Annotated in this window: 25 protein-coding genes; 14 read left to right on the forward strand and 11 right to left on the reverse strand. The window is 68.6% G+C overall.

Going from position 1 to position 26,522, the window contains the following annotated elements:
- Positions 1-208: 208 nt before the first annotated feature.
- A complete protein-coding gene (locus tag AB0B64_RS10740) occupies positions 209-1,102 on the forward strand; it encodes an ABC transporter ATP-binding protein (protein WP_358176399.1) in 894 nt (297 codons plus the stop codon).
- Positions 1,099-2,688, forward strand: coding sequence for an ABC transporter permease (locus AB0B64_RS10745; RefSeq protein WP_358176402.1), 1,590 nt, complete (start codon positions 1,099-1,101; stop codon positions 2,686-2,688). Before AB0B64_RS10740 ends, AB0B64_RS10745 begins: the two co-directional genes overlap by 4 nt.
- An 80-nt stretch (positions 2,689-2,768) precedes the next feature.
- Here the strand turns inward: AB0B64_RS10745 and AB0B64_RS10750 are convergent, their stop codons facing one another.
- Positions 2,769-4,259, reverse strand: coding sequence for an aromatic amino acid ammonia-lyase (locus AB0B64_RS10750; RefSeq protein WP_358176405.1), 1,491 nt, complete (start codon positions 4,257-4,259; stop codon positions 2,769-2,771).
- Positions 4,260-4,321: 62 nt separating this feature from the next.
- Here AB0B64_RS10750 and AB0B64_RS10755 point away from each other — a divergent pair, with 62 nt between their 5' ends.
- The 4 genes from AB0B64_RS10755 (at position 4,322) to AB0B64_RS10770 (ending at position 10,097) form a co-directional block, all read left to right on the forward strand.
- Complete coding sequence (locus tag AB0B64_RS10755) at positions 4,322-5,875, forward strand: NAD(P)-binding domain-containing protein (protein ID WP_358176408.1); 1,554 nt, start codon at positions 4,322-4,324, stop codon at positions 5,873-5,875.
- Positions 5,859-7,358: a fatty acid--CoA ligase family protein gene (locus tag AB0B64_RS10760; RefSeq protein WP_358176411.1), complete on the forward strand. Its 1,500-nt coding sequence runs from the start codon at positions 5,859-5,861 to the stop codon at positions 7,356-7,358. Before AB0B64_RS10755 ends, AB0B64_RS10760 begins: the two co-directional genes overlap by 17 nt.
- Before the next feature lies 1 nt (position 7,359).
- A complete protein-coding gene (locus tag AB0B64_RS10765) occupies positions 7,360-8,982 on the forward strand; it encodes an MFS transporter (protein WP_358176414.1) in 1,623 nt (540 codons plus the stop codon).
- A gap of 359 nt (positions 8,983-9,341) precedes the next feature.
- Positions 9,342-10,097 (forward strand): DinB family protein, encoded by a 756-nt coding sequence (locus AB0B64_RS10770; protein WP_358176416.1) that lies wholly within the window; start codon positions 9,342-9,344, stop codon positions 10,095-10,097.
- Positions 10,098-10,305: 208 nt separating this feature from the next.
- On the opposite strand, the gene AB0B64_RS10775 is transcribed toward AB0B64_RS10770, so the two are convergent.
- Positions 10,306-10,902, reverse strand: coding sequence for a TetR/AcrR family transcriptional regulator (locus tag AB0B64_RS10775; RefSeq protein ID WP_358176419.1), 597 nt, complete (start codon positions 10,900-10,902; stop codon positions 10,306-10,308).
- Positions 10,903-10,993: 91 nt separating this feature from the next.
- On the opposite strand from AB0B64_RS10775, the gene AB0B64_RS10780 reads away from it, so the two are divergent.
- On the forward strand, positions 10,994-11,428 hold the full coding sequence (locus AB0B64_RS10780) for a nuclear transport factor 2 family protein (protein ID WP_357938619.1): 435 nt from the start codon (positions 10,994-10,996) through the stop codon (positions 11,426-11,428).
- 709 nt (positions 11,429-12,137) lie between these two features.
- Here the strand turns inward: AB0B64_RS10780 and AB0B64_RS10785 are convergent.
- The gene (locus tag AB0B64_RS10785) at positions 12,138-12,635 is read right to left on the reverse strand and encodes a ricin-type beta-trefoil lectin domain protein (protein ID WP_358176421.1); all 498 of its coding nucleotides are present in this window, start codon (positions 12,633-12,635) and stop codon (positions 12,138-12,140) included.
- Between the two features lie 225 nt (positions 12,636-12,860).
- Between AB0B64_RS10785 and AB0B64_RS10790 the strand changes: the two genes are divergently transcribed.
- The gene (locus AB0B64_RS10790; protein ID WP_358176424.1) at positions 12,861-14,051 is read left to right on the forward strand and encodes an ankyrin repeat domain-containing protein; all 1,191 of its coding nucleotides are present in this window, start codon (positions 12,861-12,863) and stop codon (positions 14,049-14,051) included.
- Between the two features lie 672 nt (positions 14,052-14,723).
- Here the strand turns inward: AB0B64_RS10790 and AB0B64_RS10795 are convergent.
- Positions 14,724-15,779, reverse strand: coding sequence for a DUF6461 domain-containing protein (locus AB0B64_RS10795; protein ID WP_358176427.1), 1,056 nt, complete (start codon positions 15,777-15,779; stop codon positions 14,724-14,726).
- Positions 15,780-16,389: 610 nt separating this feature from the next.
- Between AB0B64_RS10795 and AB0B64_RS10800 the strand changes: the two genes are divergently transcribed.
- From AB0B64_RS10800 to AB0B64_RS10810, 3 genes are all read left to right on the forward strand, one after another.
- Positions 16,390-17,139: an SDR family oxidoreductase gene (locus AB0B64_RS10800; protein WP_358176908.1), complete on the forward strand. Its 750-nt coding sequence runs from the start codon at positions 16,390-16,392 to the stop codon at positions 17,137-17,139.
- Positions 17,140-17,331: 192 nt separating this feature from the next.
- On the forward strand, positions 17,332-17,766 hold the full coding sequence (locus AB0B64_RS10805; RefSeq protein ID WP_358176430.1) for an Rrf2 family transcriptional regulator: 435 nt from the start codon (positions 17,332-17,334) through the stop codon (positions 17,764-17,766).
- Positions 17,767-17,768: 2 nt separating this feature from the next.
- Positions 17,769-17,996 (forward strand): nuclear transport factor 2 family protein, encoded by a 228-nt coding sequence (locus AB0B64_RS10810; RefSeq protein WP_358176911.1) that lies wholly within the window; start codon positions 17,769-17,771, stop codon positions 17,994-17,996.
- Between the two features lie 279 nt (positions 17,997-18,275).
- Here the strand turns inward: AB0B64_RS10810 and AB0B64_RS10815 are convergent, their stop codons facing one another.
- The 7 genes from AB0B64_RS10815 to AB0B64_RS10845 all read right to left on the reverse strand — a co-directional run bounded on the left by AB0B64_RS10815 (position 18,276) and on the right by AB0B64_RS10845 (position 24,418).
- Positions 18,276-19,244 (reverse strand): C-terminal binding protein, encoded by a 969-nt coding sequence (locus AB0B64_RS10815; RefSeq protein WP_358176433.1) that lies wholly within the window; start codon positions 19,242-19,244, stop codon positions 18,276-18,278.
- A gap of 17 nt (positions 19,245-19,261) precedes the next feature.
- Positions 19,262-19,921 (reverse strand): hypothetical protein, encoded by a 660-nt coding sequence (locus tag AB0B64_RS10820; protein WP_357938603.1) that lies wholly within the window; start codon positions 19,919-19,921, stop codon positions 19,262-19,264.
- 50 nt (positions 19,922-19,971) lie between these two features.
- Positions 19,972-20,664, reverse strand: a complete 693-nt coding sequence (locus AB0B64_RS10825) for an HAD family hydrolase (RefSeq protein WP_358176436.1) — start codon at positions 20,662-20,664, stop codon at positions 19,972-19,974.
- A gap of 79 nt (positions 20,665-20,743) precedes the next feature.
- Positions 20,744-21,547, reverse strand: a complete 804-nt coding sequence (locus AB0B64_RS10830; RefSeq protein ID WP_358176439.1) for an amino acid ABC transporter ATP-binding protein — start codon at positions 21,545-21,547, stop codon at positions 20,744-20,746.
- A 27-nt stretch (positions 21,548-21,574) separates the two neighbouring features.
- Positions 21,575-22,324: an amino acid ABC transporter permease gene (locus AB0B64_RS10835; protein ID WP_358176442.1), complete on the reverse strand. Its 750-nt coding sequence runs from the start codon at positions 22,322-22,324 to the stop codon at positions 21,575-21,577.
- Positions 22,325-22,353: 29 nt separating this feature from the next.
- The gene (locus AB0B64_RS10840) at positions 22,354-23,271 is read right to left on the reverse strand and encodes a transporter substrate-binding domain-containing protein (RefSeq protein WP_357938595.1); all 918 of its coding nucleotides are present in this window, start codon (positions 23,269-23,271) and stop codon (positions 22,354-22,356) included.
- A gap of 100 nt (positions 23,272-23,371) precedes the next feature.
- Complete coding sequence (locus AB0B64_RS10845) at positions 23,372-24,418, reverse strand: LacI family DNA-binding transcriptional regulator (RefSeq protein ID WP_357938593.1); 1,047 nt, start codon at positions 24,416-24,418, stop codon at positions 23,372-23,374.
- Positions 24,419-24,699: 281 nt separating this feature from the next.
- On the opposite strand from AB0B64_RS10845, the gene AB0B64_RS10850 reads away from it, so the two are divergent.
- The 3 genes from AB0B64_RS10850 to AB0B64_RS10860 are packed head-to-tail and all read left to right on the forward strand — an operon-like array spanning position 24,700 to position 26,182.
- Complete coding sequence (locus tag AB0B64_RS10850; protein ID WP_358176445.1) at positions 24,700-25,086, forward strand: metalloregulator ArsR/SmtB family transcription factor; 387 nt, start codon at positions 24,700-24,702, stop codon at positions 25,084-25,086.
- The gene (locus tag AB0B64_RS10855; RefSeq protein WP_357938589.1) at positions 25,083-25,835 is read left to right on the forward strand and encodes a cation transporter; all 753 of its coding nucleotides are present in this window, start codon (positions 25,083-25,085) and stop codon (positions 25,833-25,835) included. The genes AB0B64_RS10850 and AB0B64_RS10855 overlap by 4 nt, the downstream gene beginning before the upstream one ends.
- On the forward strand, positions 25,832-26,182 hold the full coding sequence (locus AB0B64_RS10860) for a DUF3703 domain-containing protein (protein WP_358176447.1): 351 nt from the start codon (positions 25,832-25,834) through the stop codon (positions 26,180-26,182). Before AB0B64_RS10855 ends, AB0B64_RS10860 begins: the two co-directional genes overlap by 4 nt.
- Positions 26,183-26,522: the final 340 nt, after the last annotated feature.

A 26,522-nucleotide genomic window follows, 5' to 3' on the forward strand; every position in this document is an offset into this window, starting at 1 on the left:
CAGTGCCACCCTGGCTTCCTGCGGCTATCCAGTGGCCCTGCGCCGAGCTGATCGTTCAGCCGCGGGATCCGGGTCGAGGCCCCCGATGGCGCAATGGATTCGTTGAGGTATGTCTGGTGTGGAGGGGTCGGTGCTGTTAACGTCGATCCTGGAGCGCCGGGAAGTCTGGTCGGCAACGTCATATCGGACCGGCTTCAGGGAGGCGCCCATGCCGGGCAATCCTGCCATTCTCATCAGTGGGCTGACCAAGTCCTTCGGGCGCGTGCGCGCCCTGGACGGGCTCGATCTCACCGTGGACACCGGCGAGGTCCACGGCTTCCTCGGCCCGAACGGCGCGGGCAAGACCACCACCTTGCGTATCCTGCTCGGCCTGCTGCGGGCCGGCTCCGGCCACGCCGAACTCCTCGGTGGCCACCCGTGGCGCGACGCGGTCGAGCTGCACCGGCGCCTGGCCTACGTACCCGGCGACGTCGTGCTCTGGCCGACGCTGTCCGGCGGCGAGGCCATCGACCTGCTCGGGCGCCTACGCGGCGGGCTCGACCAGCGGCGCAAGAAGGCGCTGCTGGAGCTCTTCGACCTCGACCCGACCAAGAAGGGCCGCGCCTACTCCAAAGGCAACCGGCAGAAGGTGGCCCTCGTCGCGGCCCTGGCCTCCGATGTGGAACTGCTGCTGCTGGACGAGCCGACCGCCGGGCTCGACCCGCTGATGGAGGCCGCCTTCCGCGAGTGCATCACCGAGGAACGCGGCAACGGCCGTACGGTGCTGCTGTCCAGCCACATCCTGTCCGAGGTGGAGGCCCTGTGCGACCGGGTCACCATCGTCCGCGACGGCCGAGCCGTCGAGAGCGGCACCCTGGCGCAGTTACGCCACCTGACCCGCAGCTCCGTCACCGCCGAGCTGGACCGGATCCCCGACGGCCTGGCCGAGCTGGCGGGCGTGCACGAGCTGGCCGTCAGCGGCGCGCGCGTGCGCTTCGAGGTCGAGGCCGACCGGCTCGGCGGCGCGCTGCGACTGCTGACCGACGCGGGCGTACGTAGCCTGACCTGCCAGCCGCCTACGCTGGAAGAGTTGTTCCTGCGGCACTATCAGAGCGCGTCATGACGGGCACGTTCAAGCTGGTACGGCTGGCGTTGCGCCGTGACCGCCTCATGCTGCCGGTCTGGATCGTGATGATCACGGGTGTCGTCGCGGCCACCGCCGCGGCGATCGGCGAGCTCTACCCCGGCATGGCACAACGCCTCGCCCTGGGCGTCACCATCGGCTCGACCCCCGCGCTGCAGGCGCTCACCGGCCCGGTCTTCGACCCGACATCGGTGGGCGGACTGACCGCCTGGCGAGCGACCACCCTGGCCACCGGCCTGGCCGGCTTGATGAGCATCATGGTGGTGACCAGGCACACCCGCGCGGAGGAGGAAACCGGCCGCGCCGAGCTGATCGGGGCCTGCGCGGTCGGCCGCCACGCGATCCCGGCGGCCGTGGTGATCGTGGCAGGTGGCGCCAACCTCCTTATCGCGCTCCTGCTCACTGTGGCTCTGACCGGCCAAGGACTTCCCGGCTCCGGCGCGCTCGGGTTCGGGCTCGCGGTGGGCGGCACCGGGTGGGTGTTCACCGGCATCGCTGTGGTGGCCGCGCAGGTGACCGAGCATGCCCGCACCGCCAACGGGCTGGCCGTCTCGGTACTCGGCCTGGCCTATCTGCTGCGGGCTTCGGGTGACGCCGCCGGTGTCGAGGCGCTGGCGTGGCTGTCGCCGTTGGGCTGGGCTCAGCGTGTACGTGCCTTCGCCGGCGAACGCTGGTGGGTGGTCGGTCTGCTGGCGCTGGCCGGACTCGTCCTGGTCGGGCTGGCCGCGCTGCTGTCCAGGCGGCGAGATGTGGGCGCCGGACTGCTGCCGCCCCGGCTGGGCCCATCGGACGCGGCGCCAAGCCTGGCCGGTGCGCTCGCGCTGGCGTGGCGGTTGCAGCGGGGCGGGCTGCTGGGCTGGGTGATCGGCTTCGCGATCGGCGGGGCCATGTTCGGCTCGCTGGCCCAGAGCGTGGGCGACATCGTCAACGACAACCCTCAGCTCGCCGCGATCCTGGAGCGGATAGGCGGCGCGGGGGCGCTGGCGGACACCTTCCTGGCCGCCGTGATGGGGCTGCTCGGCCTGGCCGTGGGCGGTTTCGCCGTACAGGCCACGCTGCGGTTGCAGGGTGAAGAGGCCGGCGCCCGCGCCGAGCCCGTGCTGGCAGCGGCCGTACCCCGCCGGCGGTGGACGCTCAGCCACCTGGTCATCGCACTGGGCGGCACCCCGGTCATCATCACGGCCGGCGGCCTGGCGGCCGGGCTGGCTCACGGCGTGCGAACGGGCGAGGTCGGCGAGCAGGTCCCCCGGCTGCTCGGGGCGGCCTGGGTACAGGTGCCCGCAGCATGGGTACTGGCCGGGATCGCGATGCTGCTGTTCGGCCTGCTGCCCCGGCTGACCGCCCTGGCCTGGGCGGCTCTGGTGGCCTTCGCCCTGCTCGGCCAGCTCGGCGAGCTGCTCCAGCTCGATGACTGGATCAGGAACCTGTCGCCCTTCGCCCACCTCCCCCAGGTGCCCGGGGGCGAGGTGAGCGCCGCGCCGCTGCTCTGGTTGACCGCCGTCGCGTTGGCGCTCGTTCTGGCCGGTGTCACCGCCTTTCAGCGGCGCGACCTGGCCGGCAACTGACTCGTGGGAGATGTCCGGCAAATGCGAGACGAGGCGCCGTCCGCCATCCCCGGGGCTCTGCCGCACAGGATGGCGGGACTTCAGGGGAGTATCGCGGTGAGCAACCCGCCGGCCTTGCGGACATCGGCGTCCAGCGGGCGGTCGGGATCGACGGGAGGGATCGCCTCGACCAGGGCGTCGAGGAGTGCCGCGCAGCCTGGGGCCGTGGGGCGGCGGGCGCCGACGTACGCTGCCTGCCGCAGTCCCACCGCCAGCGAGCCGCAGAGCAGGTGCAACAGGGCGGCCATGTCATAGGCGCGAAGGGCGGCCTGGGTACCGAACGGCACGACATCCTGGTTGTGCAGGTTGGTCGGCAGGCTCTGCATGCCGGCCGGAACGGCAGCGCGGCGGATCTCGGCGACGAACGCGGTCGTGGCGAGCTGTACGCCTTGCATACCGTGTTGGCGGCCGGGCCCGGCGGCGAGCATCGGGGGGAGCCCGCCATTGCGGGCCGGGTCGACGAGGAGGTCGAGCTGCCGCTCGGCGAGGTTGCCGAGCTGAGCGGTGACCATCGCCAGGACATCGGCGGCGAACGCGGCCGGCTGCCCGAAGAAGTTACCGCCGTGCACCACCAGGTCGTCGTCGGGGAAGAACAGCGGGTTGTCGCTGACGCTGGACAGGTCGGCCTCGACGACACCGTCGACGTACCGCAGGGCGTCCTCGGCGGCGCCCAGCAGTTGCGGGGAGCAGCGGATGCTGTACGGCTCCTGCAGCGCACGTGTGCGGGTCGGGCTGATCCCGGAAAGGGTCTTGCGCATGCCGTCGGCGACGTCGATCGCGCCGGGATGGCCATAGGCGTCGAGCAGACGCGGGTTGAGGAAGCCCGGGTCGCAGCCGAGCAGATCGACCAGCAGACAGGTGAGCGCCTGTATCGCGCGGTGGGAGGACCGGATGCTGTCCAGGGCCAGGGCGGTCGCGGCGGTGGTGAGGGAGGTGCCGTTGACGAGCGCGAGGGCATCCCGGCCGTCGAGCGTCAACGGGGTCAGCCCAGCATGGCGCAGCGCCTCGGCGGCGGGCATCCGCCGGCCGTCGACACACGCCTGTCCCCGGCCACGCAATGCCTGGGCGGCATAGGCGAGCGGGATCAGGTCTCCGCTCGCGCCGACCGAACCGTAGCGTGGGATCACCGGAATGAACGTCGTGGCGAACATCGCGGCCAGCCCGTCGACCACGTGAGCCGACACCCCGGACAGTCCCTGGGCGAGAGACCACACGCGCACGAGAATCGCGGCGCGGCTCACGTCATGGGCCAGATCCGGCCCCTGCCCGGCACCGAGGTGGGCCAGGGTGTTGTCACACTGGTCCGCCTCCTCGTCCCGGCCGGCGAACCCGACCAGGGCGCCGAAGCCGGTGGTCGCGCCGTAGACCGGGCGTTCCTCCTCCTTCAGCACGCCGCGCAGGTGGTCACGGCCGCGCTCGACGCGGCCGCGGACGGCCTCGTCGACCACGACGGACACCGGTATCGCGGCGCGGTGCAGGTCGGCGGAGCGCAGCGGGGCGCTGAGGTTGATGGAGCCTTCGACGGCGGGCATGCCTGGACCATAGGCGGTGAATTCTCAGAATCCTCTGAGAATCCGTCCGTAGCTTCCGGATCATGGCTCATGACTATTTGATCATCGGGGCCGGACCGGCCGGGCTGCAGCTCGCCGCGCTGCTGGAACTGGGCGGTCACGACTATGTCGTCCTGGAACGCGGAGCCGGGCCGGGTACCTTCTTCACCCGGTTCCCACGGCACCGCCAGCTGATCTCCATCAACAAGGTGCACACCGGGTACGAGGACCCGGAGTTGCGGCTGCGGATGGACTGGAACTCGTTGCTCAGCGACGATCCGGAGCTGCTGTTCACCCGGTACAGCGAGCTGTACTTCCCGCAGGCCGACGATCTCGTGCGCTACCTGTCCGACTTCGCGTCGGCGACCGGCGTCCGGGTGCACTACGACACCCACGTCTCCCGGATCAGCCGGGACGACGATGGGTTCACCGCCGTCGACCTCGGTGGACGTTCATGGCGGGGCCGGCGGCTGGTCGTGGCCACCGGCGTCTCCCAGCCGTACATCCCGCCGATCCCCGGCATCGAGGCCACAGAACGCTACGACACGTTCGAGACCGACCCGGCGTCCTTCGTCGACCAGCGGGTCCTGGTGATCGGCAAGGGCAACTCGGGGTTCGAGACCGCCGAGGCACTCATGGCCAAGGCCGCGGTCATCCACGTCGCCGGGCCGCACTCCATCAAGATGGCCTGGCAGTCGCACTTCGTCGGGCACCTACGCGCGGTCAACAACAACTTCCTCGACAGTTACCAGCTGAAGTCCCAGAACACGGTCCTCGACGGCACGGTGGAAAGCATCGAACGCCGTGATGACGGTCGCTACCGGGTGATGTTCCGCTACGCCCGTACCGTGGAAGCGCTGCGCGAGCTTTTCTACGACCGGGTGATCGTTTGCACCGGTTTCCGGTTCGACGCCTCGGCGTTCGACGACAGTTGCCGGCCGGCGCTGGTCATCAACGACCGTTTCCCCGAGCAGACGTCAGCGTATGAGTCGACCACCGTGCCCGGTCTGTACTTCGCCGGCACGCTCACCCAGCAGCGCGATTTCAAGAAGTCCACGAGCGGGTTCATCCACGGCTTCCGCTATGGGGTGCGTGCGCTCCACCGGATCCTGGCCACCCGCTACCACGGTGGGACCTGGCCTGCCAGGAAGGTCGAGCCGACCCCGGAGGCGATCAGCGACGCGATCATCGCCCGGGTCAACCGCTCTTCCGCGCTGTGGCAGCAGTTCGGCGTGCTCGGAGACGTGGTCACCGTTGACGGCGACACCGCGCTGTACCAGGAGGAGGTCCCGGTGGCGTACGCCGCCGACGGCGGCCTCGGCCGTGCCCGGCACAGGTTCGTCGTCACCCTGGAGTACGGAAAGGATCACGACGCCGTCGACCCGTTCGACATCTCGATCCGGAGGGTCGTCGAGAACGACGTCGCCAACGCTCACGACGCGAACTACCTGCACCCGGTGGTGCGGCACTACCGAGAGGGGACGCCGACCGGCGTCCACCACCTCGCGGAGAACCTGGAGAACCAGTGGAACCTGCCGGAGGTGCACCAGCAGCCCCTGGCCGTCTTCGTCAAGGAGTGCCTTGCCGACGCCGGCTGAACCCTACCCGCGTTCCATTCTGGACCTCCTTGGCGCGGCTGGGGACCGATCCGTCTTCGAGCATGGTGCCCGTACCGTCACCGGCGCGCAGATGCTCGACCTCGTCCGGCGGATGGCCACCGGACTGCGCGCGGCGGCCATCGGGCCAGGGGACGGCCTCGCCATGCTGCTGGGCGTCACTGCCGAAGCGTTCGCCGCGATGATCGCCGGCTACGTCGTGGGGGCTCGGGTCGTCGGGGTGCGGCCCGGGCTGTCCGACGGCCAACTGCGCCACGTGCTCCACCAGGACGTCGCCGCGGTCGTGACCGACGCGGCCACCGGGCCGGAGCACGCTCCGCGCACCCTGACCGTCTCCGAGCTGCTGGCCGCACCCGACGAGGACGGTCCGCTGCACCTGTCCGGCCACCCGCACGACGTCGCCCGGCTCGTCTACACCAGCGGCAGCACCGGCACACCAAAGGCATGCGCACAGACCTACGCCGCGCTGAACGCGGCGTGGACGGCCCGCCCGGCGGCGTGGCCGCCGGCGATCCGAGAACTGGCGTCCCGCCTGCGGCGCTACCTCGTGTTCGGGTCGCTGAGCAGCCAAGTGATGATGGAGTACGGTGTCCTCAGCCTTGCCGCGGGCGGGACCATGGTCGTCGCCGACCCGCCCGTGTTTCCCGACGCGATCACCAGACATCGGGCGTCCGCCAGCGTCATCACCGTGCCCCGCCTGTACAAACTCGTCGCCGCGCAGCGTAGCGCCCCGGCCGACCTGAGCAGCCTGCGGGCGCTCATGGTGTCCGGGTCGCCGCTGGAGGCGTCCCGGCTCCGCGAAGCACTCGATGTGCTCGGCCCGATCGTGTTCCAGGGCTACGGGCAGAGCGAGACCGGCACGATCTCCATGGCCAGGCCGTCAGATGTCGCCCCTTCGGTCGGGTTCCCGCCCGACGTCATCGACGTCGTGATCCGGGACGCGGACGGCAGGCCCGTCCCGCCCGGTGTCGACGGCGAGCTGTACGTCCGCACGCCCTCCCAGGCCACCGGGTACTGGGCCGAACCGACGCAGACCGCGGAGGTGTTCATCGACGGGTGGGTGCGCACCCGGGACCTGGGCCACTTCGACCAGGACGGGCGACTGTACCTGGTCGGGCGGACGCGGGACGTCATCATCGTCAACGCGAACCTCTACTACGCCGGTCCGATCGAGCGGGTACTGGCCGCTTCCCCTGACATCGCGGAGGCGTACGTGATCGGCGCCCCGGACGAGGACACCGGCGAGGCGGTGCACGCATTCGTGGTACCAGTGGCGGGCCGGGCCTTCGACCTCGCCTCGCTGCGGACACTGGTCAGCGAGCGACTCGGTGACGCATGCGTACCGGCGACCATCACCGTCATCGACGAGGCGCCGACGGCGCCGAACGGCAAACCGGACAAGCGCCTCCTGATGGCCGCGATCCCCCGGACCGAGCCCTGCCGGAAACCGCCAGAAGGGTACTGACGTGAGATCTGCCTCGTACGAACATCCTCTGGCGTTCTGGTCCGGCGTAACGATCACCACGGTCGGCGTGCTGTTACAGCTGCCGAGCTACTTCATGGCCCATGACATGCACTATCACCTTGCCGGCATGCCCGTGACGACCGAGATGGCCGTCGGCATGGTCCTGCTGTTCATCGGCGTCGGCATCACCACCTACAGCCTGTTCCCGAAGTCCCGAGGCAGTCGGCCCGAGCTGAGCAAGGTGAGCATCACCCCTCTCGACGACGCGCCGATCAGGCCCGCCCACATCGGGCTGCTCCTGGTCATGGCGGCCGCCATCACGATCGACGTGATGAAACCGACCGCCTTCGCGTTCCTCGCGCCCGGCGCCGCGGCGGAGTACGGGCTGCGCGGACCGCTGAACCCGACGGCGGACGCGCTGCCGATCGGCCTCTACCCGCTGGCCGGCATCTCCGGAACCATGATCGGCTCGTTCATCTGGGGATGGCTGGGCGATCGCATCGGCCGACGGGCGTCCATCCTGCTGGCGGCGATCATCTTCATCGCGACGTCGACGTGCGGCACCATGCCCGAGTTCTGGATGAACCTGATCACATGCTTCGTCATGGGTCTCGGCGTCGGCGGCATGCTGCCCCTCACCTTCGTGCTGCTCTCGGAGACGGTACCGAGGAGACATCGCGGCTGGATGATCGTGCTCATCGGCAGCGACATCGCCGGCGCCTACATCATCGTGAGCTGGCTGGCCTCCACCTGGGCCGCGCCGGACCAGCTCGGCTGGCGCCTGCTGTGGCTGATCGGCCTTCCCACCGGTCTCATCCTGCTGCTGCTGAACCGCTGGATCCCGGAGTCGCCGCGCTTCCTGATCAAGCAGGGCCGCGATGAGGAGGCCCAGTCCGTCATGCGCAAATACGGCGCCACCATCGTCGAGACGCCGTCCGAGCTCGCCGTCGAGCAGGACCTGGGACGCGGCTCCCGGCTGGCGTTCAGCAAGCCGTTCCTCGGCCTGACCGTCGTCGTCGTCCTGCTGGCCCTGAGCATCGGCACCACCCAGTACGGCTTCCAGCAGTGGATGCCGTCCAACCTCCAGCGGCTCGGCTTCTCCGAGGTGAACGCGAGCGAGATCCTCCGTAACGCCGCGATCATCGGGTTCCCGTTCAGCCTGCCGATCGCGCTGCTGTACGGATTCTGGAGCAGCAAGAAGACCATCATCCTCGTGACCGCGGTGATGGGCGGCTCCCTCGCCACCTTCGCGTTGCTGGGCGATCAGGTGGCCGCCAACCGCACTCTGCTGTACGTCCTGCTCGTCGTGCCGGTATGGGGAATCAGCATCCTGAACGCCGTGCTCGCCGCCTACACCGCGGAGATCTATCCGACCGTGATCCGCGCCCGCACCAGCGGTCTGTCCGCTGGCGCGACCAAGGCCGGTGGCGTGCTGATCCTGGCCCTGGTGGTCACCGCCGTCGCGATCCCTTCCGTACGAGTGACCGCCGCTGTCGGCGTCATCCCGATGGCCCTGGCCATGATCGCCCTCATCGCCTTCGGCCCGGAAACCCGGCACAAGCAACTCGAACGCATCACGGCCGAGGAGCTCATGCCGTCCTCCCGACGATCCGCCGAATTGTAGGCAGCTCCGGGCTGGGCGATCTTGTTCGCCGGGCACGAAGCGTCATCCCCCGCACCGCAGCCTCAGACCGAACGGTAACCTCTGTGATCTACAAATGAAGGGACCGATCTACGGCTCTACGGCCGCGTTCTTGATCCAGCGTCCCCAACGAGGACTGCGCGAGCGATGACCTTCCCGGACGGGAGAGCCCCATCTGGACGTCGGTTCTCTTGCGCCCAGCGCCAGGCAGCCGCACCCGGCGCACGCCAGCCACCCGCGCTCGTCCTCTCACAGCCCGGCGCCGTACCCCGACGAACGACAGAACCCTCACGCTGTGCTGCGCACTGGCGCAGGCGGGACGGATGCGGGAAACTGCCTCGATGCCTGCTGACTACGCCCAGAGTGACCAGTTCCGTGGTGCCCGCATCCACCTATGCGATCTTGCCGGCCTTGAGATTCGCGATTGCGAGGTCAGCGGCCTGAAGATCGTGGACTGCTATGGGGGCGACGTCTACCTCGGTGGCGACTTCAAGCGTCTTGTTGTCAACGACGTCGACGTGACCGCCTATGTCGAGGCTGAGCTCGACCGGCAGCATCCCACGCGGGTGCTGGCGCGTGACGCCGCGTCCTGCGTCGACTACCGGGCTGCTTGGGATGCCATCGAGACGCAATGGGAGGCGACGCTCGACCGCGCCAGGCTTCTGCCCGAGGCCAAGCTGCACGAGCAGGTCAACGGCGAGTGGTCGTTCGTCCAGACCCAACGGCACCTGCTGATGGCCGGCGATGCCTGGCTCGGTAATGCCGTGCTCGAGGAGGATGCGCCGTACCACCCGTTGGGCCTTCCTCATGGCGGGATGCCGCCCGACGCAGCGGCGAAGCTCGGGCTCACCCTCGAAGCCACCCCGACGCTCGACGAGATACTCGTGCCGCGGCTCGCCCGCATGGCCACGATGCGGCGTGTCGTCGACGGGCTCACCGAGGCCGAGCTCGATCGGGTGTGTGGTCGCAAGCCGGCGGACCCATATCCCGACCAGGAGTACGTCGTGCGCCGCTGCCTCAAGGTGGTGCTCAAGGAAGAGGCCGAGCATCACCGTTATGCGGTACGCGACCTCGCCGTACTCGAGGCCGGTGCCTGAACCGGAGCAAGGTCGCGGGTCCCGCGGGCTGCCTCCGCCGACCGATTGCGTCGCACGGCTCACGACCGCGTCACGGACGCTTCGCGCCGGGGCGGTACCGGAGTCGCCGAGGAGTTGGACGGCGCCGTGGGTGATGCGGGTGCCGGGGCCGATCAGTATGACGGCGGGGATTTGTACGGTGTCGCGTTGTTTGCTTTCGCTTCGAGGCTCACCCAGAGTTCCGGCCACAGCCAGGCCGCATTTCTCCGGAGCGGAGTGCCAGTAGCCGGTCGACCAGCACAGCCGGGGTGCTCGGTTCGGCGCCGAACAGCAGGGCGGTGTAGAGCGGGGCGATGACGATCTCCATGATCTCGTGCAGGGTCGGCGGGTCCTCTCCACGCGCCTTCGCCTGGTCCAGCATCTCCTGCACCTCCTCGTAGCGGCGGGACAGGGCGGGCGGCAGTTCCATACCGGGCTGGCCCAGCCGGGCCGCGACGAGGGTGCGCAACAGCAGCTTTCCGTCGGGCCCACCGACGTCCTCAGCCGCGCGCCGGACGTAGTCCTCCAAGTCCGTGCGCAGGTCGCCGGTGTCGCGCACGCGTGAACGCGTGGTCAGCCTCTCGGTGACCGCGTCCAGCAGGAGTCCGTCGAGTGAACCCCAGCGGCGGTAGAGCGAACCCAGGGCCACGCCGGAGCGCTCGGCGATCTGGGCGAGGGTGAGCTGGGCCAGCGGTTGCTCCAGTGCCAGCTCGTCAATGGCACGCAGGACGTCGGCACGTACGCGGGCGGTGCGTCCACCGGGGCGCGCGGAGCTCTGATGCGGCATGTCGCCATCTTAACGAGAAGAAGTTGACGTTTAGGCGATCCCCGACCTATCTTAAAAGAGAAGTTCTTCTCTTTAGTAGCTGGAGTGCACCATGACCGTTCGCGACGCCGCTCAGCAAGCCTTCAAGAACCACCTCGAGTACCTGTCCTCCGGCCGGATCCCAGACTGGGTGGAGCTCTTCACCGACGACGGGGTCCTGGAGTTCCCCTACGGCCCCGCCGACTTCCCCAAGGAGGTACGCGGCAAGGCCGCGCTCTTCGACTACATGAAGAACTTCCCGGAGCACTTCAAGGTGGACTTCGTTGACCTGCGTTTCCACGAGACCGTTGACCCGTCGCTGGTCATCGCCGAGTTCAAGAGCGTGGGCACTGCCATCAGCACCGGTAAGCCGTACCACCAGACCTACATCTCGGTCGTCGAAACGATCGACGGCAAGATCAGCCGCTACGTCGACTTCTGGAACCCGCTGGTCGCCGCCGAATCCCTGAACGCGACCGACGGCCTCTACGCGGCCTTCGACAAGTAGGCCCGGTGGTAAGCATCGCGTCACACGGCCCAAACGAGCGGCTTCGCCGCAGGTCACGGTGCGCAACTCCGTCTACCCGCTGAGAGGTCCAGGCCGCCGCCCGCGACCGCCAGGACTTCGCCGACGTCGACCACGCCGGCGAAGACGTCCCGCAGGACGTCCGGGACGTCCTGCGGGACGTCCCCGGGCCCGCGGGGCGGAACTGGGACGAGTCCGATCTGCGCCTGTGGCGGGAGGACGGAGAGTGGAGCCTGCAGGGCCCGGACGGGGTGATCGAGGTGGACGGGTTTCGGCTTCGTCGGCGGCATCACGGCCCGTGAGGTGGACTCCGGTACGCCGGTCCCGGGGTACGGCAGGCAGACGGCAGGGCGGGGCGACAGGCCCGGGGCGACATGGGCGGGTACCTGGTGGACCTCGCCGAGCAGCGACGCGGCAATCCGAGTGACGACATGCTGTCCGCCTTCGTCAACGAGCTGGACCCGGCCATGCGGCTCACCCGCGCGAAGTAGCGCTGAGTAGCCGCGATCACGCGGCGGGCCGCCCGCTCCCGGCTCGGAGCGGGCGACGGTGCGGCTAGGCGCAGTTGAAGCCGACGACCTCGCTCGGAGTCCTGCTGGCGTAGCCGGCGCCCTTGTTGGGGCCGGCCAAAGGCGAGCCCAAAGTCATGCAGCGGTCGTACTGACTACCTAGGCGACGGAGAGTCGAGAGGTCATCCGCAGGGGGCGGTGGTGACGCCGGAGGTGTTCGGGTCCGCGGTCAGGCACCGACTGTGCCCATTGCTCCGGGTCCAGATCTTTCCCTGCGGCACGCCGTCGAACTCCATGAACCACTGCTGCCCCGGGGTGCTGTTGCCGCACGGGGCGGTGGTGACGGCGGAGGTGTTCGGGTCCGCGGTCAGACACTGACTGTGCCCACTGCTCCGGGTCCAGATCTTTCCCTGCGGCACGCCGTCGAACTCCATGAACCAGTACTGCCCCGGGGTGCTGTTGCCGCACGGGGCGGTGGCGATGGCGGAGGTGTTCGCGGTCAGGCACTCGCTGTGCCCACTGCTCCGGGTCCAGATCTTTCCATGCGGCACGCCGTCCAACTCCATGAACCACTGCTGCTCCGGCGTTTGGGCCGCGGCAAGCGATGGGTTGACGAGAGCCAACCCGACCGTCGCCACGGTGACGGCCAGGGTCAGACCGGCCAGCGAAAGTTTGATCACGAGGATTCCCCTTTTCGGGTCTCGGAAGTGTCGACTTCTCAGATCTATCACTCTCTGTAGTTAATCAGCGACATATAGTTAGATTGCGTTGCCGAGCCTCGCTGGTGGACCGCTTCCAGCGGCTTAAAGCCTGTACGGAGTTGAGATCACAGGGATGGTCACAGTGCTGAGCCGAGATCGAGGATCAAGCTGAACAGTGGGGCATACGGGCTCTAGCATCCGATCATGGATGATCCGGCCGCTGCTGTGCTCGACGCCGTAGCCAGAGGCGACTCAGCCGCTCTCATCAGACTGTTCGCGCAGAACGTCGATCCCGCCGTAAGCGGCGAATTCCACCTGGTGGCGTATGACGCGGCGGACACCGGCCAGATCGATCTGGTGCGGCCATTCCTGGATGCGGGCCTGCCCGTGGACGCCGAGGTCAGTTCATCGGGGTGGACGCCGCTCATGTGCGCGGTCGGTGCCCGCAGCCTTCCGCTGGTGGAATTCCTGATCAGCGCGGGTGCGGACGTCAACAGGACCGGGCGCGGGGCAGAGGCGGCCACGGTCCTGACCCTGGCCCTGGAACTTGCGGAGTCGCAGGCGATCGTATCGGCGCTGCTGCGCGCGGGCGCCGACCCGAACCTGTCCCGGCCGGACGGCTGGACGCCACTGATGCTGGCCGCCTTGGAGGGGGATGTCGAGGTCATCCAAGCCCTGGTGGCGGCCGGCGCGGACGTGCTCGCGTCCAAGGACGATGGGAAGGTCACGGCGGCCGGTGTCGCCGACAGGGAAGGACACAGCGATGCCGTACGCGTGCTGCGCGAGCTGGGCGCGGCCGACCCGGTCGACCTGTGCGCCGCACGGCTGACCCGCTTGGTATCGGAGATATCCGCCTGGCTCGCCGAGCACGCGCGTCCCGACCACGCATCACTGGTCAAGGCCCGAGGCGCCGCGGACCCAGCGGCGGTGGCCGAACTCCAGGCGGCGATCGGAGAGCCGCTGCCCGCCGACTTCCTGGCGTACCTGCGGCTGTTCGGCGGCCACGGTGGACTGCCCTACTACGAGTACGAGGGGATGTCGGTCGAGCAGATGCTGAGCCGGTGGCGGAGCCTCAAAGAGCTGCACGATCAAGGGATTTTTGACGACCTGGAACCCCGCGAACTCGACCCGATCGAGGGCTATGTGCGGTACGTGTGGTGGCACCCGGGCTGGATACCGTTCGCCGAGGACAGCGGTGGCAACTTGTTCTGCATCGATCTCGCGCCCGATGACATCGGACGCCGTGGCCAGGTGATCCAGTGGGAGATCCACGGCGGCCCGTTCGGCCCGCAGGCCCAGTCATTCCAGGACCACCTGCGCGGACACCATGACGTGCTGGTCAGCCGGCGGCACACCCATGATGAGGAGGGACGGCTGGAACGGCCCTGGCCCTAAGGTCAGCATTCATGCAGACGTCGTCTCCCCAGGGCTAGGGCCCTGTTGGCCCCGCACTCCGGGGTCAGCTTGCATCGATCATCCCCGGTCCAGGTCTCGGCGAGATCCTTACACCTGGACGAAGGGTCGTGCCGCTGATCGATCCGGGTCAGGGTAGAGCTGTCTCGATAGTGGCGGCTGTAGTCGGCGTGGCGTTGGTGGCGGGAGTTGTCTAGGTGCTGGGCCCGGGGGCGCACTGGGTGCTGGAGCACGTCGATGGGGTGGCGGTCGGTGGATCGGCGGGGTTGACCGGCAAGGACCTGGCGGCCGCCCTGGACGCGGTCCGCGGCCGGGTGCTGGCCCTGGCTACCGGTCTGGCCGCGCTGGTCCGCGATCTACTACACCGCGCGCAACGCCAACACCGCCCGGCGCACCTTCCAGCTCGGCGAGCGCGGCCATGTGACCGACCGCTACGGCAAGGCCGTCGAGCAGCTCGGCCAGGACAATCCTGACCCCGAGTTGCGGCAGACGATCGTGGATGTGATCTGCGCGTACCTAAGAATGCCCTACTCCCTGCCCTCAGAGGCGACCGGTCCAGTTGAACCCGCCGTGCCACGCGCCGCCCTCGGCGGCCCCACTCGGGTCCGTACAATGAGCCCCAAGGTAGCTCTGAGTGACGAAGCGATCCCAGCCCTACTTCTGAAGCTGTTCCAGCACTGCCATGAGCGCGCCCACCCGGCGGCCGCCCCGGTCGCCCAGTCGAAGCATGCCGATCCGCCAGATCGCATCCCGGGCCGCGGCCAGGGCGTCCTCATCGACCGCGGCCTCAAGGATGCTCAACGCCTGGTATCGCACGCGCCAGCGTTCCACGGTCTCAGCGGGAGCATCGGCCGGCGGCCTCTGGGCCAGCAGTTCCTGGCTGAGAAGACGTACTTCGGCGCGGAGCTCGGCGAGAACAGCCGGGCTCGGCGCCCCCGCCAGAGCGGCCAGAACACGGTCGGCCACCGGCACGTGCAGGCCGCTCAGCTCGCACGCGGTCTCCGCCACCAGCGCGGCGATCTCACGCGCGCGACCGGGGCCGGGAGCGGCGATGAGGTCGGCCACGCGTGGGTCGCCGGCGAGATAAGCGAGATGGTCGCGCTCGTCCTGGCCGGACAGAACCGCTCCGGCCGGTTCCGCGTACGCGTCCAGAACGGCGCTCTGGTGCTCCGCGGCCAGCCACTCCGCCTCCAGACGCCCGCCGGCGAGCATCTCGCCCAAGGTCAGGGCCGCGCTGCGGAGATCGTCCTGTTCCGCCAGCTCGGGCCAGGCCGACAGCACGTCGGGCAGGTCTTCGAGGTCTTCCAGCTCTTCGGGGTCGAACAGATCCGCCGTGACGAGGACGCGACCGTGCTCGGCATAGGCGAGTTGCCCGTCCCCGTTGGCGTTCCAGAACACGCTGAGCGCCCGCCCTTGCCGCGCCAACCGGGCCAGAACCTCTGGACGCGTCCCTTGAAAGCCATTGGGCTCGACCAGGACGGTCCAGGATCCCAGGCTTCCGGCCATCGCCGCGCCGGCCCGAGCGGGAATCGCGTCGTAGGCCGCCTCTACGGTCTGCGCGAAAGTGCGCCTGCCCGAGCCGTCCTCCTGCCCTCCCGCCGCGACGAGCGCCTCAGTGGCCGGCATGCACTCGATCCACGTGACGCACAACGGCACGTCCAGGTTCTCCTCCAGCAGCTTGCGATAGTGCGTCAGCGCATCGGAGTCCAATGTCGTCTCCCGGCAAAGAGAAAGGGCCCGGCCCACCGGAAAAGCCGGAAGCCGGGCCACACCTTATGCGACACGGTTACGCCCGAACCACCAGCCCATTCAGGATCCCGCGGTGGAGTTGTCGGTAGCCAGAATCGCGCGAGCCGAATAGTTGGTGCCCGCCAGTGACGCTCCTTGGCGAGTGGCGGAGAAGGGGAACTCATCGCACGATCGGGTGATCGTGTTTCCCTGGGGGTCCTTAAGGTTCTGGGTGTGAGCGACTGCAAGCGGACGGGTTTGTGATGGAGTCCAACCCGCTGCGTGGCATCACCTCGACACCACCTACGTCGCCAGCGTGATCCGTGGACGTGACCTCGCCGAGAAAGTGACAGCGGCCGACGGGGTGCGGTCCCTGGTTCCTCCGGCGGCTGTGGTGCTCGCAGGGTTCGGCGATGCGCGGGCGGACGTCGAGCAGGCTCATGTTCTGGGAGCCGCGCCCTGCCCCTGACCAGGGCGGATAGTTTGACATACTTGTCGAAACAATTATTGTTACAACGGCTGTCACCGTGTCGCGGTGCTGGCCATGCCGCAAAAAACCAGTTACTTCCACATCGACAACAGGAGTGCAGTCATGGGTCAACTTGAGGGCAAGACAGCTGTCATCACCGGCGCCACCACCGGTATCGGCCTGGCCGCCGCCCGGCGCTTCGCCGTGGAGGGAGCCCACGTATTCATCACCGGCCGCCGCCAGGACGTCCTGGACTCCGCGGTCGCCGAGCTCGGCTCCAACATCACTGGCGTGCGTGCCGACGTGTCAGATCTGGCCGACCTCGACCGACTGTACGCAGCGGTCGCCGAGCGCGGCCGCCCGGTGGACGTGCTGTTCGCCAATGCCGGTGGCGGTGAGTTCGCTCGCCTGGAGCAGATCACCGAGCAGCACTTCGACACCACCTTTGGCAGCAACGTGCGCGGCATGCTGTTCACCGTGCAAAAGGCCCTGCCGCTGCTGGCCGACGGAGCCTCGGTGATCCTGACCGGCTCCACCGCAGCCACCAAGGGCGAAGAGGCGTTCGGCGTCTACGCGGCATCGAAGGCCGCCGTCCGCTCCTTCGCGCGCACCTGGGCGAACGAGCTCAGGGACCGCGGCATCAGGGTCAACACCCTCGTGCCCGGCCCGATCGAGACTCCCGGTATCACCGGTCTGGCCGCCAACGAGGAGAAGGCGCAGCAGCTCAAGGCCCACCTCGCCAGCACCGTGCCGCTGGGCCGGATGGGCCGCCCCGAGGAGTCCGCCGCGGCCGCACTGTTCCTGGCCTCCGACCAGAGCACCTTCACCACCGGCAGCGAACTGTACGTCGACGGCGGCCTCAACCAGCTCTGACATCGAGGGGCGGCAGGAGGTGGCGGCCTGGCTGAACGCGGTGATCTACCAGTCACTGCTGGGGCTGCTGACCTCACCGGCCTGCGCATCGGCGAAGCGATCGCGCTGGACGCGGCCGCCGAAGGAACAGGGATGGAGGCTTGACGCCGATAGTAGCAATAATTAATGTTACGACGCCGAGGAGGTGGCGGAGTGGGCGCCAACAGCAGACTTACCATCGCGGTCCATGCGCTGACCTGGATGGAGGTGCACCGACGCCAGGGGAACGAGATCTCCACGTCGGAGCAGATCGCGGGAAGCGTCAACACCAATCCCGTGGTCATTCGCCGACTCCTGGGAGAGCTGCAGAAGGCTGGCCTCGTGGAATCCCGCCGTGGCGCGGGAGCCGGTTGGACGTTGACCCGCGAACTGGAGTCGATCACACTGCTCGACGTCTATCGGGCGGTGGAGCCTGGCGTTCTGTTCGCGATGCACCGGTCGACGCCGAATCTGGAGTGTCCGGTGGGTGTAGGCATCCAACCGGCCATGCAGGAGATCTACGACCACATTGAGGAGACCCTGCGAGCCGAACTCGCCCGCACCACCCTCGTCGAGGTAATGCGGGAAGTACTGTCCGGCGCCGACTGAGGCTGTTCGTCGCGAACAGGGCCGAGATGTCGATCGACAAGATCCTCATCGCCGGCTCCGACGCCGTCGTCCTGGCCCATTTGGGGCAGACGGTCGCGAGCAACGGCCGCCAGTTCCGCATGCCCGTCGCCTTCCACTTCACCGTGACGGACGGCCTGATCACGCGCATGCACTTGTACGAGGACACCTTCCTCGTCGTGAAGTCACTGGGCATTCTCGACTCACAGTGACGGCTTCGGGGTACACCGCCCGCTTCTCGCGTTCGGCCAGGGCCCGGTAGATGCTGCGCCCACCAAGGCGGTCCACAGCACCCGGTCGGTACGGATGCCGGCCGCCCTGGCCGCGTCCACGTTGCCGCCGATGGCGTACAGGGCACGGCCGTTTGGGTTATGAGGGACTCATTGAGCACTTCCAGGGGCAGCCGATCGCACCCTGGAAGGTCACGAAAGCGCCCGCGAGAACGACACGACCATCGGCGGCGCCACCGTCACCCGCCAGGTCTCCATGAGTCAGTCGGTGTCGAGCGGCTGGTTCACCGCGTTGCGCGGGCGTAGCCCGCTCAGCGCGGCACGGACCTCGGTGAACACCCCATGGGTGAGGTCCGCCAGCGACTCCTCGGAGTAGAAGCCCGCGTGCGGGGTCACGATCACGTTCGGCAGACCAAGAAGCTCCTCGTGGACCTGCGGAGGTTCGGCCGCCAGGACGTCGAGGGCCGCGCCCGCGATCCGGCCGGCCCGCAGTGCCGCCACCAGTGCCTCCTGGTCGACGAGGCCGCCCCGTGCGGTGTTGACCAGGTAAGCAGTGGGTTTCATCGCCGCCAGCCGCGCGGCGGAGATGACGTGCGTGGTGGCGGGCGTCAGTGGGGCGTGCAGGCTGAGCACGTCGGCTTCGGCCACCAGCCGCTCGAGCGGCACCAACTCGGCGGCCCCCGCGCGAGAATCTCCAGGGTCGATCACCGGATCGGTCGCCAGGACGCGGAACCCGAGCGCGGCGGCTCGGACAGCGACCGCATGGCCGGCATGGCCCATACCGAGCAGGCCGAGGACCTGCCCCCGGGTACGCCGGAGCGTACCGGCCTGGCGGTAGTCCCATCCGCCACCCCGTACATGATCGTGATATCTGACGATGCCCCGGGTCGAAGCCAGGATCAGCGCCACGGCGTGGTCGGCCAACTCCTCCACACAGTAGGACGGCACCCGCGACACATAGATTCCGGCCGCCGTCGCGGCGGGCACGTCGATGTTGTCGACGCCCACGCCGTACTCGCAGATCAGCCGGCACCGCTCCAGCCCCGCCACCAGCGCGGCGGGCACCGGAACGGTGTCGGTGACGATCACGTCAGCCGAGCGGCACAGCTCGAAGGCGTCGTGACGCCCGGAGGCGTCGATCAGCTCGGCCTCCGGGCCCACCAGGGCGGGATCCAGCCCCTGCGGCTCCGGGTGGTCGAGCACCACCACCCTTTTCAGCGTTGCCATCATTGTCCCTTCCGGAAAACTCAGAGGATCTCGTGCTTGCGGAAGGCGTCGACGATTCCCATACCGGTCCGCAAGTCGTGACGCATGGCGTCTTCGCGTGCCAGCTTGTCCCGGACCGCCGAGACGATCGGCTCGATCGCCTCGGCGGGCACCACCACGATCCCGTCGGCGTCGGCGACCACCAGGTCGCCCTGACGCACGGTGACCCCGCCGCACTCGACATCCGTGCCCAGGCTGTCGACGTCGAGCCGTCCCAGGCTGTCGAGCGGGTTGAAACCGGCCACGAAGGACGGGAAGTTCATCTCGGTCAGGGCGTGCGAATCGCGTGCGTAACAGTCGCCGACCAGTCCCACCGCGCCCTTCCTGGCAGCGGCCGTGGCCAGCAGTTCACCCCAGAACCCGGCCTTTCGAGCGTGCGACACGACCAGCAGGTCACCTGGGCGCAGCCCGTCCACCGCGGCCAGCTCGTTCGTGTAGTAGTTCGCGGTGTCGGCGGGCTTGGCTTCGACCTCCACCACGTGCATGGTGGCGGCGAAGCCGGCCACCCGGAAGTCCGGGGACACGGGCCGGATGTGCGGCGCCATCACCGCACAGGGGAGCCCCGCCTGGTCGAGGCAGTCCGCGACGGGGGCGGAGCGCAGCTCGGCCAGCGCCGCCAGGAACGCGCTATCTCTGGTCATGGGCAGTTCTTCTCCTTGCGTCGGGGGGTGGGGGCGTCGGGATCCAGGTCTCATCGCAGCGGGTCGATGCCGGGCGCCGCTCCCATGTCCAGGGCGCGCCCTACGACGTCCGCCAGATCCTTGGCATCCGGAACGGCGATCGTGGCGAGCGAGGGGTCATGGCCACTGCGGTCCCGGTCGATCCACACGCGCGGCAGTCCGAGCCGGGCGGCGGACACGATGTCGGCCATCCAGCTGTTGCCGACGTGCACCCAGTTCGACGGCCCCGCGCCGGTACGGGCGGCGAACTCGCGGAAGTGGTTCAGCACCGGCTTGTAGGAACGGACCTGCTCCGCGGTGACCACCTCGTCCAGCGGTTGACCGAGCGTACGGGCCGAGTGGGCGAACAGGTCGTCGTCGCAGTTGGTCAGTACGGCCGGCCGCCATCCGGCCGAGCGCAGCCCGGCCAGGGCATCGGAGGCGTCCGGGAAGGCCGGCAACCGATCCCAACCGTCCGCGAGCAGGTCGTGCTGCTCGGCCGTCAAGGGGATCAGCTCCCGGGCGGCGGCCTGTTGCAGCGTTTGTGAGAGCACCTGCCGGTAGGACAGATGCGGCTGCCGGGCGGCGATCGGCGGTTCCAGGTAGGCGAGCGCGTCGACGAGCGCGTCGGTGCGCTCGCCGGCGAGCGGCTGGACGATCTCGGCCAGTCCTGCCTTCCAGTTCATCAGCGTGCCGTAGCAGTCGAAAGTAACCCAGCGATCCATCTCATCTCCTTTTTGGTTCCCGCTCGGGACGTGCTCGGCCGCGTGGCTGTCAGGCGGGTGTCGTCGCGGCCACGAAGCGTCAGTGAACGGTGTGCGGCTCGGTTTCCATGCCCGTGATGAAGGCGCGTGTACGCGGGTGCCGCGGGTTGCCGATCACCTCCTGGGCGTCCCCCTCCTCGACGATGACGCCGTCGTCGAAGAACGCCACGCGATCGGCGACGTCCCTGGCGAAGCCCAGTTCGTGGGTGACCACCACCATGGTCATGCCGTCCGCCGCCAGCTCCTTGATGACGCCCAGAACCTCGCGGGTGGATTCGGGATCGAGTGCGGAGGTGGGTTCGTCGAAGAGCAGCGCGACGGGATTCAGCGCGAGGGCCCTGGCGATGGCGACGCGCTGCTGCTCCCCGCCCGACATGGTGTCCGGGGTCCGCAGCGCCTTGTCCGCGAGGCCGACCCTGTGCAGCATCCGCAGCGCCTGGTCGACCGCTTCGGGCTCGGGCACCTCGGCACCGTGCACCAGCGGCAACACCACGTTCTCGGCGGCCGTCAGGTGGGGGAAGACCTGGAAGTTCTGGAAGACCATGCCGACCCGGCGGCGCAACCGTACGAGATTCTGGCCCCGAACGGCCGCACCATCGGCGAAAATCGTCTCGCCCTCGATCTCGATCGTGCCGCTCGTCGGGCGTTCCAGGAGATTGACGCAGCGAAGTACGGTGCTCTTGCCTCCCCCGCTGCGGCCCAGGACGCTCATGACCTCGCCATGGCGGATGTCCAGGGCAACGCCCTTGAGCACTTCGTGGCCGCCGAAGCTCTTGCGCAGACCGCGCAGCCGGATCGCCGGCGATTCGCTCTCCACCACCGGTCGGGAAGGGGACGTGCTCATCACAGCTTCTTTCGTGTGGATTCGGTGTCAGGACCGGCTGGACGCGTACAGGGCCGTGCCGTCCTGTTGCGCCTGCCGGATCAGGCCACACACCCGGCGGCGGTTGGGCGACAGCGCGTCACCGGCGTGCATCCGGCGCTCAAGCCGCAGCATGAGGCGTGACAGCGGAGCGCACAGGGCGAGGTAGATCAGACCGATCACGATGTAGACCTGCAGGGCGCGGAAGGTGTCCGACGCGATGAGCGTGCCCTGTGTCATCAGCTCGCCACCACCGATCGCGACCATGAGCGAGGTGCCCTTGAGCAGGTCGACCATCATCGTGCTGGTGCCGGGGACCGCGATCCGCGCGGCCTGGGGCAGTATCACGTGCCGCAACGTCCGGCCGGATGACAACCCCAGCGCGTAGGCGGCCTCACGCTGGGCCTTGGGTACGCCACGCAGGCCGGCTCGGAAGATCTCGGAGAGGTAGGCGCCGTAGAACAGGGCCAGCCCCAGGCTCCCCGCCTGGAAGGCGCTGAGGTTGACGCCGACCGAGGCCAGGCCGAAGTACAGGATGTAGAGTTCGGTGATCAGCGGGAGGTTTTTGAACGTCTCGGTGTAGATCTGCGCTGCCGCGCTGACCGGTCTGAACTTCGCCAGCCGGGCCAGCGCCGTCACCAGGCCGATGACGGCCGCCGCCACGAAGCTGACCACGGTGTAGCTGAGAGTGCTGAGAAACGCGGCCCACAGATCCGGCACGTAGTCAGCCCATGGCACGCCCTGGAACAGGTCGTTCATGCGTCATCCTCCTTACGAGCGCCCTCTGATCAGGGAATGCTCGGAGCTTTCCAATCCGCGGGCCGATCCGTCGCGCGCCGCTGGGCGCTGAACTCCCGGTAGGGCTTGAGCATCGTCTCCGGATCGCCGCCGTACTTACGGACGATCTGGCCGGCCTCTCCCGACGCGTAGAACTCGCGGATGATCTTGCTGAGCTTGCCCTCCAACGCGCTCTCGGCCTTGTTGAGGTACCACCCCGTCATGAGCGGGAGGAATGCCGAGTACTGGGGCTGGGCGGCGAGTTGTGCCGCGTCCGGTGGGGTGAGCGGCACGACATCGTAAGTGGACTTCGGGTCCCGCTGCCGGGAGTAGGAGACAGTGAGCGGGTCGAGGAAGGCTACGTCGATGCGGCCGGCGTTCAAATCTTGCAGCGTGTCCTGATAAGTCGGGTATGTGTGGACTTTCGCGCCCGGCACCTTCTGCAGGGCCGGAACGTAGACGAAGCCCTGACCAGTGCCCAACTGCTTGCCCTTCAGCCCGTCGACGGTCGTGACCTTCAGGCCTTGCCGCTCAGCGAGCACGACCGGCGAGTAGAAGGGCGGGTCGGTGAAGATCCCTTCCTGCGCCCGCTCGGCTTTCCAGAAGATGTCGCCGATCCCGATGTCATAGCGGTGGGCCTGGACGCCGGCCATCAGGCCGGTGAAGTTGACGGTGTACGGCTTCACTTCCAGGCCGAGCTTGTCCGCTGCCTTGTTGAACAGCTCACCGTCGAGGCCGATGAGCTTGCCGTTCTGTACGCCGATGTAGGGCATCGTGGGGACGATCGCCACCTTGACCACGCGGGCGCCGGAACCTTCTTCGGCGGCGGAGCCGGTGGTCCCGCAGGCGACGAGCAGGGTCGCGAGCGAGACGCCCGACATGATGGCAAGGCTCCGTCGCATCTGGCCGATCGTGGTCCGGGCGCGCATGTCGTCTCCTTCTAGCAGCGAGGCTTCTAGAACGTTAAAGCTTCGATGTCCAGGATGCTAACTGTTGCTACTAGAACGTTCAAGGGGGTGCTCGCGATTATCAGGCAGACGCGCGGAGAACCAGCTGATTGCTCAGGACCACGTGGGGCTCGCTGATGGGCCGCCCGGCCAGGCGGTCGAGCAGCAAACCAGCGGCCTTCCGGCCCATCTCGTACGCGGGAACACGGACCGTGGTCAGTGGTGGATCGACGAAGCGGGAGAATTCGAAGTCGTCGAACCCGCAGATGGCGACGTCATCCGGAACCCGGCGCCCGAGTTCCCTGGCCGTGTGAATGGCTCCGATGGCCAGCACATCGCTGGCGCACATGATGGCCGATGGCGGATCGGCCAGCTCCAGCAGCCGGCGGGCCATCCGCTCGCCGCCATCCGCCTGCCAGGTCGCCTCGAAGAGCTCCAGGTGCGGCGACACGCCGCGCCCGGCGGCGGCCAAGGCGTCCCGGTAACCGAGGTGACGCTGCTCCACCACCGCCCACGGCAGCTTCGCCGCGATGAACGCGATCCGCTGGTGCCCCGCGGCCAGCAGATGCTCGGTAAGCCTGCGCGCGCATTGACGCTCGTCGGTCCGTACCGAGAGCAGCGCCGTATCGTGGACGACCTCATCGAACAAGACGAACGGCACGCCCGTCCCGGCCAGCTGCCCGATGTAGTCCTGCCGCAGCCCTGGTTCGCCGGACATCAGCACGACCGCGCCGTCCACCCGGCCCGCGTGCAGCGGACGCACCAGCGAACGTTCGGCCGCAAGGGGGCGCTCGGCGCGCAGCAGCAGCTCATAGCCCTCGTCGCGGGCGATGTCCCCCACCCCCGCGACGAGCAGACTGGTCAGCGGGTCGGCCATGAAGCTCGGAGCCTCATCGAGAAGCAGAAAGCCGAACGTCCGCGTGCTCGACGAGCGCAGCCCACGAGCCGCGGCGTTGGGGTGGTAGGCCAAGTCCTTCATCGCCTGCTCCACCCGCGCCCGCGTCTCGGGGGTCATCTGGCTGGACCTGTTGTGCAGCACGTTGGAGACGGTCTGCATGGAGACGTTGGCCAGCTTGGCCACGTCGCGCACCGTCGGCCGACGGTTGCCCGGATTAGATGACTGAGCCATGGTTACTTGAACGTTACAGATTCCGTAGCACGCGGACAAATCGCTGAGCCTGGATGAGCGCTTCGGGACGGCGGCAGGAAGCCCAGACGGGGATGAGCGCTTGAGCGCATGCCTGCCTCCACACGCCAAGACCTGGCCGACCGCCTGCAAGAATTCACCCTCGCCGCGACACACCACTGGCCCTCCACCGGTCCGTTATTGGTACATCGCCCTGCCAGGCGATCTTGACGCGCAGACCAGCCCCTTGCGCTGACATGCCCGCATCGGGCTATCATCGCCATATGACGATTGATTCTGAAGGTGGCCGGTGCGTCAGCGCTGACATCGCCACCGGCATCTCTCCGGCGGCGGCGCTGTTCCACTCTCTGGCCGATGAGACCCGGCTGCGCATCGTGCAGCGGCTCGCGCGCGGCGAGGCCCGCGTCGTGGATCTGACCAGCCAGCTCGGGCTGGCCCAGTCCACGGTGTCCAAGCACCTGGCCTGCCTGCGCGACTGCGGCCTGGTCGACTACCGGGCCGAAGGACGGCAGTCGTTCTACAGCTTGACCCGGCCCGAGCTGATGGACCTGCTGGCCTCGGCCGAGCACCTGCTGGGCGCCACCGGCCACGCTGTGGCGCTGTGCCCGGTCTATGGTGTCGAGAGCGGCGACGGGGTAGCGCTGTCATGAGCGCCGTGAACCTGCCCGGCATCGGCATGCCCCCGGCTCCCGACCCAGCCCGGCGCGCCATGCTGCGGCGCCGAATCCGGCTGCTGGTGGCAGCGACCATCACCTACAACGTGATCGAAGCCATCGTGGCGATCACCGCGGGCACCATCGCCTCCTCCGCCGCGCTCATCGGGTTCGGCCTGGACTCGATCGTGGAGGTCGCCTCGGCTGCCGCGGTGGCCTGGCAGTTCTCCGTCGCCGACCACGAGCGGCGGGAGAAGGTGGCTCTGCGCGTCATCGCGATCTCGTTCTTCGCGCTGGCCGCGTACGTGAGCTTCGACGCCGTACGGGCGCTGCTCGGCGTCGGCGAGGCCGAGCACTCCACGCCCGGCCTCATCTTGGCCGCGCTCTCTCTGGCGGTCATGCCGTTCCTGTCGTACGCCCAGCGCCGCGCCGGCCGCGAGCTCGGCTCGGCCTCGGCCGTTGCCGACTCCAAGCAGACCCTGCTGTGCACCTACCTGTCCGCGGTGTTGCTCGTGGGGCTGGCGCTCAACAGTCTGTTCGGCTGGTCCTGGGCCGACCCGATCGCCGCCCTGGTCATCGCCGCGGTCGCGGTCAAAGAGGGCCGCGAGGCCTGGCGCGGCGACGCCTGCTGCGCCATCCCCGCCGCCACGGCACTCACCCCGGCCGCCGGCGCCGCCGAGCCCGCCGCCGGACCCGACGGCTGCGCCAGTGGCTGCTGCTCGTCCGCACAGGAGGAATCCCGATGATCGGCCGTCCGATGCCCAGCCGCGTGCGGGCCGCCTACCGCGCCGAGATGCGCGCCGCCCGCACCACCACCGGCCCCGAGGCCAGGTGGCGGCACCTGGAACGGGCGCACATCATCTCCCAGCCCTGGCCCTGGCCGCACACGGCCAACCACATCGCCATGTTCGCCCTGGCCGTCCGCCTGCGCGACCGGCGCGAAGCCCTCGGGCAGGTCGTGCGCATCATCGTGGCCGCGCCAGGCTCGGCGCTGAGCCGCTACCCCGAGGGCAACACCGGGCGCGCCATGGTGGGACTGACCCAGCCCATGCCGATGCCCGCCGACCTGGCCGAGCTGCTCCAGACCGCCTGAACCGGCCGGAGAGGCCGATCACGGACACGACGCGGGCACTTCGCCTCCACTGTGGCGGCCGCCCGGCCGGACCGACCCGGCTTCTCCCTCGGCTCCCGTATGTCACGACGCGCCGTGCGGGAGTCATCGGCTCGTAGCAGCACGCCGGTGACCATACCGAGCAGGATCGGCACGCTCCGGTGGCGGGGTCGTCGTACGCGGGCAACGGTCAGCCGCGGCCATGATCCGACCGGCTTTCACCGAGAGTAGTCGACACACCACAAAGCGCTTGAACATCTGATGTGATGTTCATATGTAGAAGCGAGAGAGTTTGGCGCCCTGACGCATTGACGGCGGGTCC

The organism is Nonomuraea sp. NPDC049129 (genome assembly GCF_040648495.1).
Taxonomy (GTDB): domain Bacteria; phylum Actinomycetota; class Actinomycetes; order Streptosporangiales; family Streptosporangiaceae; genus Nonomuraea.